Below are 11,127 nucleotides of genomic sequence, written 5' to 3'. Positions count from 1 at the left end.
CGGAATATCGCGGATGTCCTCAATGGGGGAAGATAGAAATGATCCTCGTGGAACGCAGTGCGCACGTGATGGCGCCGGTGGAAGCGGTCTGGGACGTCGTACAGCGGGCCGAGCAACTGCCGGCCTGGCTGGCGGGAGTCCGTGCGGCGGAGGTCCTCTCGGGGGAGGGCTTCGGCCGGCGGCAGTTGGTCCAGGCCGGGCGCGGAACGGCGCACGAGGCGGAGGTGATCGCCTATCAGGAGCCGACCCTGATCGGCTGGCGGGAGCGGGCCAAGGGCGCCGGCGCCCGGGCGGAGGCACGCACCGAGATCTACGTCCAGCTCACTCCCGACGAGGAGGAGGGCGGGACGGTCGTGCGGCTCATCGTCGTACGGTGGCCGGCCGGTCCGGTCAAGGCGGCCCTGCTCCGGCTCGGGCTGCGTCGGGTCGGCGCCGACCTGGAGGAGTCGCTGGCCCGGCTCACCGATCTGGCCGCCGTCGGCTGAGCAGGTCACGTCCTGCGGCGTCCCCGCGACGGCGGTGGCCCGGCGTCACCACCAGGGGCGGCCGGACCACCGCCGGCTGCTGCGGGGGACGCGGGCCGGCCACGTCGCCGGCCGGCTGGCTCAGGCGGTCACGGTGAACTCCGCGACATGCACCACGTCGCGGTGCCGGAACTCGAAGAACAGCCGGTAGGTGCCCGCCGACGGCACCGTCACGCCGAACGCCACCACCGACTCGGGCCGGCTCGCCGCCGCCGGATGGACGTGCAGGTAGGCCAGGTCGCCGTGGCGCAACGCCACCAGGTGCCCGTACGCTCCCAGGTGCGGTTGCAGGTCGTCGACCGGTTTGCCGTCCCGGCCCAACCAGACCAGCACCTGGTTCGACTCGCCCGGGCGCAGGCCGCCGTCGAGGGTGACCGTGTAGCCGTCCACGACGATCGTCTCCTGCGGCTCGGCCGGCGGCCGGGGCGCGTACCGGCCGGGGACCGGCACGTCGACGCCGAGGGTGACCGCCCGGTCGGCGTCGGCGGGCCAGAAGTCGGCGATCGCCCGCAACGGGCCGGGCGCCTCCGGGGTGACCCGCACCCGCCAGACCCCGTCGGGGGACAGCTCCGGGTGCACGTGCCGGTAGCCGGTCAGGTCCCGGCCGACCAGGACCAGGTGCATCAACCGCTCGTGGGTGGTCCGGAACCGGGTCACCGGCGCGCCCGTGGCGTCGACGATCCGGAAGGCCAACTCGCCGGCGCGGCCCGCGCTCAGCGCGGGAGGGTCCAGGGCGAGGGTGTAGCCGTCCTGCGACACCTGGAGGCCACCGGGGGCGTGGGCGGCGTGGGCGGCCGGCTGGGGCGCCGCCGACCGGGCCGGGGCGGGCCCGGCGTCGAGCCGCCCAGCCACGAAGCCGAGCGCCAGCGTCAACCCCAGCACCAGCCCGGTGGCCAGGTACCGGGACCACCGGCCGGACGCCGCGTTCGTCCGGCCGTCGCCCGCGTCGGCCGGGAGGGGGCGCCCCGGCCGGGGCGCCCCCTCGACGTCGGCCGGCGCTACCGGGGGGTCGCTGGTCGCGGTCACGACAACCGGGGCCGCAGGACGAAGAGTCCCTGCTCGATGCCGCTGACCACGACGACGCCGCTCGGGAAGTACGGGTAGACGCTCCACGCCCCGTTCATCGAGCTGCTGTCGCTGGACGGGTAGATGTCGAAGTACCCGGCCTCCGTCGCCCGGCCGGCCGTCACCTCACGAAGGTCCAGGATGCGCAGCCCGGCCCGGTAGTTGGCCTGGTAGCTGTAGTTGCCCTTGACGTACTGGTTGTGGTCGGTGGCCTTGACGCCGGAGGGCGCGCTGTAGGTGCCGATGTGCCGGGGCGCGTCCAGATCGGCCAGGTCCCAGATGTACGTCTGGGTGTTGACCCCGCGCCGGGACTCGTCCAGCTCGTCGTCGAGCAGGAAGTACCGCTGGTTCTCGGTGAACCACCCCTGGTGGGTGTAGGCGTGGCCGGCGTACCCGATCCGGGAGAGCTGGCGCGGCGCCGACTTGGTCGTCACGTCCACCACGGTCACCGTGTCCTCGTTGGAGTTCACACAGATCTCCCGCCCGGTGTACGTGGTGTCCGGGCCCCGGTAGACGACGCACTGGGTGTCGTGGGTGTACCCGTCGTTGCTGACGCAGCCGGCCTGGGTGGGCGACTTCGGGGTGCGGATGTCCACCATGTGCAACCCGCCGGAGCAGGTGTTCGAGCCCACCGCGTAGGCGTACCCGGTCTCCTCGTTGATCGCGATGTTGTGGGAGTTGCCGAAGCGGGCGTAGTGCACGTCCGCCGTCCAGGTCCGCGGCGTGGTGACGCCCCGCAGCCGGGTCAGGTCGAAGACCTGCATCCCGTGGCCGGAGACGTCGGCCACCACGTAGGCGTGGTTCTTGTAGACCTTGATGTCCCGCCAGATCGCGGTGCGGTTCTGGTGGGCGGGCAGGTTGCCCAGGTAGACCGGGGCGGTCGGGTTGGACACGTCCACGAACGAGGTGCCGTTGCGGCGGCCGACCAGCGCGTACTCCTTGCCGGTGGCGCTGTCGGTCCAGCCCCAGATGTCGTTGGCCTGGCTGCCGCCCATGTTCGCCAGCGGCATGAACGACAGCAGGTCCACGTTGCGGCACGGGTAGCCCGCCGCCTGGCCGTTGGCGCAGGTCACCTCGGCGGCGGCGGCCATCCGCTGGGTCGGCTCGCGTTGCGCCATGAACTCCTGCGCCGAGGCGCGCCCGGCGGGCGTGTCCGGCGAGTGCGCCACCGATGCTGCCCCTGGCCCCAGCATCGACACCGTCAGTGTGCCGATCGCCAGGGCGATTCCGATCCGGACGACTCGCATGTCGCCTCCCCACCGTCGCGCCGACCGGGGTCGGTGCCGCGATCGTTGGTGGACCGGCGCGACGGAGTGGCCCACCGGCCCAGGCATCGCGCTTATGGCGCGACGCCCTGAACGCGCCGACATTTATCGAGGATTGTGAACGGCCCACCGGTTCTTGACAAGATGGACAGTGAACATCGCTCGCGTAACCGCCGGACGAACAGGGGCCCGGCGCACCGCGCCGGGCCCCTGCGTCGTACTGGGGTGGATCAGCTGTCGCCGCCGGTCTCGCCGACCGGGGCGGCGTTCACGTCGTCGATGGCGTACTTCTTGGCCGCCTCGGCCGGCACGTTCGCCGGCACCGCGCCGCGCAGCGCGAGCTGCCGCAGCGTGGCGACCGCCACCGACTCGGCGTCGACGTGGAAGTGCCGGCGCAACGCGTGCCGGGTGTCCGACAGGCCGAAGCCGTCGGTGCCGAGCGAGGTGTAGTCACCGGGCACCCAGCGGGCGATCAGATCCGGCACCGCGCGCATCCAGTCGCTGACCGCGACCTTCGGCCCGTCGGCGTCGGCCAGCTTCCGCTGCACGTACGGCACCCGCGGCTCGCCGCCCGGGTTCAGCAGGTTGTGCTCCTCGCACTCCACCGCGTCGCGGCGCAGCTCCGTCCAGGAGGTCACCGACCAGACGTCGGCGGCGACTCCCCAGTCCTGGGCGAGCAACTGCTGCGCCTTGAGCGCCCACTGCATGCCCGTGCCGGAGGCCAGGATGTTGGCCTTCGGGCCGTCGACCTGGGGGGCCGGCGAGTAGCGGTAGATGCCCTTGAGCAGGCCCTCGACGTCCACCTGCGCCGGCTCGGCCGGCTGGTGGATCGGCTCGTTGTAGACGGTGAGGTAGTAGAAGATGTTCTCCTGCTCCTGGCCGTACATCCGGTGCAGGCCGTTCTCCACGATGTGCGCGATCTCGAACGCGAACGCCGGGTCGTACGCGACCACCGCCGGGTTGGTGGCCGCCAGCAGCAGCGAGTGGCCGTCCTCGTGCTGGAGACCCTCACCGTTGAGCGTGGTCCGGCCGGCGGTGGCGCCGAGCACGAAGCCACGGGTCATCTGGTCCGCCGCGGCCCAGAAACCGTCGCCGGTGCGCTGGAACCCGAACATCGAGTAGAAGATGTACATCGGGATCATCGGCTCGTCGTGCGTGGCGTACGAGGTGCCGGCGGCGGTGAACGAGGCGACCGAGCCGGCCTCGTTGATCCCCTCGTGCAGGATCTGCCCGACGGTCGACTCCTTGTACGACAGGAACAGCTCCCGGTCGACCGAGGTGTACCGCTGACCGTGCGGCGAGTAGATCTTGGCGGTCGGGAAGATGGAGTCCAGGCCGAAGGTGCGGGCCTCGTCCGGGATGATCGGCACCCAGCGCTTGCCGAACTCCTTGTCCTTCATGAGGTCCTTGAGCAGGCGGACGAAGGCCATCGTGGTGGCCACCTTCTGCTTGCCCGAGCCGCGCTTGATGTCGGAGAACTTCTCCGAGCCGGGAATGGCCAGCGACCTGTGGGTCGTGCGCCGGGTCGGCAGGTATCCGCCGAGCTGCTGGCGCCGCTCCTTGAGGTACGCGATCTCGTCGGACTTCTCACCCGGGTTCAGGTACGGCGGGAGGTACGGGTTCTCCTCCAGCACCTTGTCCGGGATGTCCAGGTAGAGCCGGTCGCGGAAGAGCTTGAGGTCCTCCAGCGTCAGCTTCTTCATCTGGTGGGTGGCGTTGCGGCCCTCGAAGTGCGAGCCCAGCGTCCAGCCCTTGATGGTCTTGGCGAGGATGACCGTCGGCTGACCGGTGTGCTCGGTCGCCGCCTTGTACGCCGCGTACAGCTTGCGGTAGTCGTGGCCGCCCCGCTTGAGGTTCCAGATCTCGTCGTCGGACAGGTCCTCGACCATCTTGCGGGTGCGCGGGTCACGGCCGAAGAAGTGCTCCCGCACGTACGCCCCGGACTCCGCCTTGTAGGTCTGGTAGTCACCGTCGGGCGTGGTGTTCATCAGGTTGACCAGCGCGCCGTCGGTGTCGGCGGCCAGCAGCGGATCCCACTCCCGACCCCAGACCACCTTGATGACGTTCCAGCCGGCGCCCCGGAAGAACGCCTCCAGCTCCTGCATGACCTTGCCGTTGCCCCGGACCGGGCCGTCCAGCCGCTGCAGGTTGCAGTTGATCACGAAGGTGAGGTTGTCCAGCTCCTCGCGGGCGGCCACCCCGATCGCGCCGAGGGTCTCCGGCTCGTCCATCTCGCCGTCGCCGAGGAACGCCCAGACATGCTGCTGGGAGGTGTCCTTGATGCCCCGGTGGTGCAGGTAACGGTTGAACCGCGCCTGGTAGATGGCGTTGAGGCCGCCCAGCCCCATGGAGACGGTGGGGAACTCCCAGAAGTCCGGCATCAGCCGGGGGTGCGGGTACGACGGCAGCCCGCCGCCCGGGTGGGACAGCTCCTGCCGGAAGCCGTCGAGCTGGTCCTCGGTCAGCCGGCCCTCCAGGAACGCCCGCGCGTACATGCCGGGGGAGGCGTGGCCCTGGTAGAAGATGTGGTCGCCGCCGCCGGGGTGGTTCTTGCCCCGGAAGAAGTGGTTGAAGCCCACCTCGTAGAGCGAGGCGGAGCTGGCGAAGGTGGAGATGTGCCCGCCGACGCCGATCTCCGGGCGCTGCGCCCGGTGCACCAGCATCGCCGCGTTCCACCGGACGTACGCCCGGATCCGCCGCTCGACGTGCTCGTCACCCGGGAACCACGGCTCGCGTTCCGGCGGAATGGTGTTGATGTAGTCGGTGGTGGTCAGCGACGGCACCCCGACCTGGCGCTCGCGGGCCCGCTCCAGCAGGCGCAGCATGACGTAGCGGGCGCGCTTTGTCCCGCGCTCGTCGATGACACCGTCGAGCGACTCGACCCATTCGCCGGTCTCTTCTGGGTCGATGTCCGGAAGCTGGCTCGGCAGACCAGCGGTGATCACCGGGCGCTTGCGTTCCGTAGCCACAGGCGTTCCCTCGGTTGTGTGTGGGATAGGTCTCTGCCGCCATCCTGCCCTCTGGTGGTACCCGCCGTCACGTCCACCGGCAGGAGACGCGACGCTCGACACAGGTACCGACCAGTAACTTTGCGCGGTCGGCGGGGCCGCCCACCGCGGCGGGGACAGCGGCGGCGGGGGCGGCGGGTTGGCCGGTGCGGCAGAATGCCTCTGTGCGCAGTGAGGTGATCACCGTTAGGACCGGATCCCGGCCGACCGTCCTGGACATCACCGCCGAGGCCGAGCGGTTCGTCGCCGGGCAGGGCGACGGGCTGCTGCACGTCTTCGTCCCGCACGCCACCGCCGGCCTGGCGATCATCGAGACCGGGGCCGGGTCGGACGACGACCTGCTGCGCGCCCTCGACGACCTGCTCCCCACCGACGACCGGTGGCGGCACCGGCACGGCTCGCCCGGCCACGGCCGCGACCACGTGCTGCCCGCCGTCGTCCCGCCGTACGCGACGCTGCCCGTGCTGGGCGGGCGGTTGCAGCTCGGCACCTGGCAGTCGGTCTGCCTGGTCGACACCAACGGCGACAACGTGAGCCGCCAGGTCCGCTTCTCCTTCCTCCCGGGCTGACCCGGCCGGAGGCCCTCCCCGGCCGGGCCCGACACCCCGCCGCCCGGGTCAGCGGCCCGAGGTCTCCGTCTCGACGGTGTGGCGGTCCTGGTCGACCTCGCCTGCCAGGCCGCGGGCGGCCACCGGCGGCCGGTCGTACGTCTGGTGCAGGCCAGGAACCCGGTCCTCGATCGCGAACGACGCGCGCACGTGCGCGGGGGCGTCCGGTCGGGTCACGTACGGCAGCACCGCGAAGTCGGCGGTGAGCCGCGCCGGGGTGATCGTGGTCCGGACGAAGCCGCGCAGGTTGTTCTGGAAGCGCAGGTGCGGGTTCGTCCTCAGCCACGGGTGCGAGCCGCTGGCGGAGTCGAAGCCGTCGCCGCCCGAGGTGACCGACGAGCAGACCAGTTCGCTGCCGACCGTGCGGGAGGTCGGGTCGCTGTAGTCGAGCTTGAGGTCGCTGGCCCAGTGCGCGTGCACGTCACCGGTGAGCACCACCGGGTTGCGTACCCCGGCGGCCACCCAGCCCCGGGTGATCCGCTCCCGGGAGGCGAGGTACCCGTCCCAGGCGTCCATGCTGGTGACGGTGAGCGGCCCGGCGTCGCGGTCCCGCTGGGCGAAGAAGACCTGCTGACCGAGGAGATCCCAGCGGGCCTCCGAGCGGCGGAAGCCGTCCAGCAGCCACGCCTCCTGCTGCGCGCCGGTGATCGACCGGGTCGGCTCGGCGGCGGCGGCGCAACTCCGGTACCCGTCGCCGCAGGCCTGGTCGTCGCGGTACTGCCGGGTGTCGAGCAGGTGGAAGTTGGCCAGCCGCCCCCACCGCACCCGCCGGTAGAGCTGCATGTCGATGCCGCGCGGCACCGACGTGCGCCGCAGCGGCATGTTCTCGTAGTACGCCTGGAACGCCGCGGCCCGCCGGGCGAGGAAGTCCGGGTCCGGTTCCTCGGGCACCTCGTCGGCCCAGTTGTTCTCGACCTCGTGGTCGTCGAAGACCACCAGCCACGGCGCGACGGCGTGTGCCGCCTGGAGGTCGGCGTCGGTCTTGTACTGGGCGTGCCGCTGCCGGTAGTTGGCCAGCGTGCGGGTCTCCGGCCCCTCGTGGCCGCGCGGCCGGGTCGGCCCGACCTCCCGGGCGTACTCGTACTGGTAGTCGCCCAGGTGCAGGATCAGCTCCGGCTCCGTCTCGGCCAGCCGCCGGTACGCGGTGAACCAGCCCTGCTCGAAGTGCGAGCAGGAGGCGAAGGCCATGGCCAGCGTGGCCGGCATGGTCCACGGCGCGGGTGCGGTCCGGGTGCGCCCGACCGGCGAGGTGTGCCCCTCGGCGTGGAAGCGGTAGAAGTACTCGCGTCCGGGCAGCAGCCCGTCCAGCTCCACATGGACGCTGTGCGCCGACCCGGGCCGGGCGTCCTGCGTCCCACGCCGGACCACCCGCCGGAACAGTTCGTCGGCGGCCACCTCCCAGCGCACCTCGACGACGCGGCGGGGCATTCCGCCGAGACCGTCCTCGGCCAGCGGCTGCGGGGCCAGCCGGGTCCAGAGCACGAAACCCTGGTGGTCGGGGTCGCCGGAGGCCACCCCGAGGGTGAACGGCCAGGCCAGCCGCCGGTAGGCGGCCGTGCCGGCCGGCCCGGGCCGGACCGTGCCGGCGCTGGCCGTGAGCGGGCCGGCCGCCGCGCCGGTCACGCCGAGCGCCGCGCCGCTGATCAGGACAGCACGTCGGGACAGTGCCACGTTTCCTCCCCAGGGTCCGGTTCCGGGCCGACCTGGGCAGCGTCGCGAGCGTGGATGACCGTCAGGTGACGGTCGGTGCCCCGTGCCGTCACCGGCGCGGGAACAGCAGGCGTGGCGTCCGGCGTACCTGGTGGGGGCGGCCAACGTCGCGCGCTGGTCGACAGACTGGAGTGCAGCCGGTCCGGGCGGATCGTGTCTGACTGGGCGACCCTGGCCTCCGTCGGTAATGCTGAGCGACGTGACCACCCCGCAAGATCTCGACGACCGGTTCCGGGAGAGCCTGGGCGCGCTGCCCGAGCCCGAGCGGCGGCGTGACCCGGCCGAACCCGTGCGCGACGGCGCCACGCTGACCGGGCGGCAGCTGCTCGCCCTCTTCGACGCCCAGGTCACCAGCCGCCAGCTCGACCTGGCCGGGCGCTGGCTGCACAGCTTCGACGAGGGCTACCACACCGTCGGCTCCGCCGGTCACGAGGCCAACGCCGCCGTGGCCGCCGCGCTGCGCCCGACCGACCCCGCGCTCCTGCACTACCGGTCCGGGGCCTTCTACTGCGCCCGGGCCGCGCAGGCCGCCGGGGAGTTCCCCGCTCCGGCCGCCGCCGACGGCACGCCGACCCCCGGCGGAGATCCGGATCACCGCCTCCCCGCCAGCGCTTCCCCGACCTCCGGTGACCCGGCACACGAGGGCGGTTCCGCCGCCGGTGGCGAATCTGAACCCATCGGCCCGGACCGGGTGGCCAGGGACGGCGCCACCGGTCCCGACGCCACCGAGCCGCCCGCGCCCGGTGGCCCGCACCCCGCCGAGCGGCCCGCCACCGCGGTGAGCGTGACCGCCGCCTACCGGGTCGGCGCGGACGGCGTCACCGAGGCGGTCGTCACCGGCCCGACCGGCTTGCCGCCCGCCACCGAGGCCGCCGCCGGCCCGCCCGCCGGGAGCGACGCCACCGGCTCCGCCGGGGACGCCTACGCGGCGGCGGCGCGGGACGTCCTGCGCGGCATGGTCGCCTCGGCCCGGGAGCCGATCGCCGGCGGCCGGCACAAGGTCTTCGGCCGGGCCGACCTGGCCGTCGTGCCCACCACCGCCACCATCGCCTCGCACCTGCCCCGGGCGGTCGGCCTCGGTCTCGCCCTGGAACGACTGCGCCGGGTGGAGGCCGCCGGGCGGCGCGGCGACGAGGCCCCGCTGCGCTCGCCGTGGCCCCGGGACGCCATCGTGGTCTGCTCCTTCGGCGACGCCTCGGTCAACCACGCCAGCGCCACCGCCGCGCTCAACACGGCGGGCTGGTACGACCACACCGGCCTGCGCATCCCGGTGCTCTTCGTCTGCGAGGACAACGGCCTGGGCATCAGCGTCCGCTCGCCCGAGGGCTGGGTGGAGCGGGCCCTGCGGGCCCGACCGGGGGTGCGCTACTTCGCCGCCGACGGCGAGGATCCGGTCGGCACGTACACGGTCGCCGCCGAGGCGGCGGCGTGGGTACGCCGGCACCGGCGGCCCGCGGTGCTGCACCTGCGCACGGTACGGCTGATGGGGCACGCCGGGGACGACGCGGAGACCGCGTACCGCAGCGCTGCCGAGATCGCCGCCGACGAGACGCGGGATCCGGTGCTGGCCACCGCCCGGCTGCTCGTGGAGGCCGGCGTGGCCGGTGGGGAGGAACTGCTCACCCGGTACGACGAGCGGGGCTGGCAGGTCCGCCGGATCGCCGAGGAGGCGCTGGAGGAACCGAAGCTGGGCAGCGTCGCCGAGGTGGTCGCCCCGCTGGCGCCCCGCCGCCCGTCCCGGGTCGCCGCCGTGGTGACCGAGGTGGCCGCCCGAGCCGCCGGGCCCGGCGCCGGGGAGCGGGTCGAGGCGTTCGGCGGCCGGCTGCCGGAGCTGGCCGGCCCGCTCACGCTCGCGCAGAGCGTCAACGCCGCCCTCACCGACGGGATGCTGGCCCACCCCGGCATGGCCGTCTTCGGCCAGGACGTGGCTGCCAGGGGTGGCGTCCACGGGGTGACGACGGGGCTGCGGGAACGGTTCGGCGCGGCCCGGGTCTTCGACACGCTGCTCGACGAGACCTCGGTGCTGGGGCTCGGCCTGGGCGCGGGGCTGGCCGGGATGCTGCCGGTGCCGGAGATCCAGCACCTGGCGTACCTGCACCACGCCGAGGACCAGTTGCGCGGTGAGGCGGCCACCATGCAGTTCCTCTCGCAGGGGGCGTTCCGCAACCCGATGGTGGTGCGGGTGCCGGGGCTGGCCCACCAGGAGGGGTCCGGCGGGCACGTCCCCCACGACAACTCGGTGGCCGTACTGCGGGATGTGCCCGGCCTGGTGATCGCGGTGCCGGCGCGGCCGGACGACGCCGCGCCCCTGTTGCGGACCTGCCTGGCCGCCGCCGCGGTGGACGGCACGGTCAGCGTGTTCCTGGAGCCGGTCGCGCTCTACCACGTGCGGGATCTCTACGAGCCCGGCGACGGCGAGTGGCTGGGCCGGTACGCCGAGCCCGGCGCGTGGGCGGCCGGGCACGTGCCCATCGGTCGGGCCCGGGTCTACGGCGTCGGGTCGGCCGAGGACGTCACCATCCTCACGTTCGGTAACGGCGTGCGGATGTCGCTGCGGGCGGCGGCCACCCTCGCCGACGAGGGGATCGGTACCCGGGTGGTGGACCTGCGGTGGCTGGCCCCGTTGCCCGTGGCGGACATCCTCCGGGAGGCCTCGGCGACCGGTCGGGTGCTGGTCGTGGACGAGACGCGCCGCTCCGGCGGGGTGGCGGAGGGGGTCATCGCGGCGCTGGTCGACGGCGGTTTTGTCGGCGCCGTGCGGAGGGTTGCCGGAGTTGACGCGTTTGTACCATTGGGTCCGGCGGCACGCCAGGTTCTGGTCTCGGAGGAAGCCATTACCGAGGGTGCCCGTACGCTGCTGGCACGGTAAATTCCGTTCCACCCGGTGCGCCACTTGCGCGGCGAGCCGCAACTGTGTGGACTTGGCCCGACGGTGTCGCACGACGCC

The 11,127-nt window shown here is 73.0% G+C and carries 7 protein-coding genes; 3 read left to right on the top strand and 4 right to left on the bottom strand.

Annotated features, from left to right (window positions below; all coding sequences use genetic code 11):
• Positions 1–38: 38 nt before the first annotated feature.
• Positions 39–485: an SRPBCC family protein gene (locus E1165_RS04955; RefSeq protein WP_132388155.1), complete on the top strand. Its 447-nt coding sequence runs from the start codon at positions 39–41 to the stop codon at positions 483–485.
• Between the two features lie 120 nt (positions 486–605).
• Here the strand turns inward: E1165_RS04955 and E1165_RS04950 are convergent, their stop codons facing one another.
• From E1165_RS04950 to aceE, 3 genes are all read right to left on the bottom strand, one after another.
• Positions 606–1,550 carry a hypothetical protein gene (locus E1165_RS04950; protein WP_207916568.1) on the bottom strand — a complete coding sequence of 315 codons (945 nt, stop codon included), beginning with the start codon at positions 1,548–1,550 and terminating at the stop codon, positions 606–608.
• Complete coding sequence (locus E1165_RS04945; RefSeq protein ID WP_132388153.1) at positions 1,547–2,836, bottom strand: choice-of-anchor B family protein; 1,290 nt, start codon at positions 2,834–2,836, stop codon at positions 1,547–1,549. The genes E1165_RS04950 and E1165_RS04945 overlap by 4 nt, the downstream gene beginning before the upstream one ends.
• Before the next feature lie 248 nt (positions 2,837–3,084).
• Positions 3,085–5,823 carry a pyruvate dehydrogenase (acetyl-transferring), homodimeric type gene (aceE, locus tag E1165_RS04940; protein ID WP_132388151.1) on the bottom strand — a complete coding sequence of 913 codons (2,739 nt, stop codon included), beginning with the start codon at positions 5,821–5,823 and terminating at the stop codon, positions 3,085–3,087.
• A gap of 203 nt (positions 5,824–6,026) precedes the next feature.
• Between aceE and E1165_RS04935 the strand changes: the two genes are divergently transcribed.
• Positions 6,027–6,431, top strand: a complete 405-nt coding sequence (locus E1165_RS04935) for a YjbQ family protein (RefSeq protein ID WP_132388149.1) — start codon at positions 6,027–6,029, stop codon at positions 6,429–6,431.
• Positions 6,432–6,479: 48 nt separating this feature from the next.
• On the opposite strand, the gene E1165_RS04930 is transcribed toward E1165_RS04935, so the two are convergent.
• Positions 6,480–8,141 (bottom strand): alkaline phosphatase, encoded by a 1,662-nt coding sequence (locus tag E1165_RS04930; protein ID WP_132388147.1) that lies wholly within the window; start codon positions 8,139–8,141, stop codon positions 6,480–6,482.
• Positions 8,142–8,367: 226 nt separating this feature from the next.
• Here E1165_RS04930 and E1165_RS04925 point away from each other — a divergent pair, with 226 nt between their 5' ends.
• Positions 8,368–11,049, top strand: coding sequence for a transketolase C-terminal domain-containing protein (locus tag E1165_RS04925; RefSeq protein WP_132388145.1), 2,682 nt, complete (start codon positions 8,368–8,370; stop codon positions 11,047–11,049).
• The last annotated feature ends 78 nt before the right edge of the window (positions 11,050–11,127 follow it).

The organism is Micromonospora sp. KC723 (assembly GCF_004348595.1).
GTDB lineage: Bacteria > Actinomycetota > Actinomycetes > Mycobacteriales > Micromonosporaceae > Micromonospora.
This window is presented reverse-complemented; position numbering and strand designations above follow the sequence as displayed.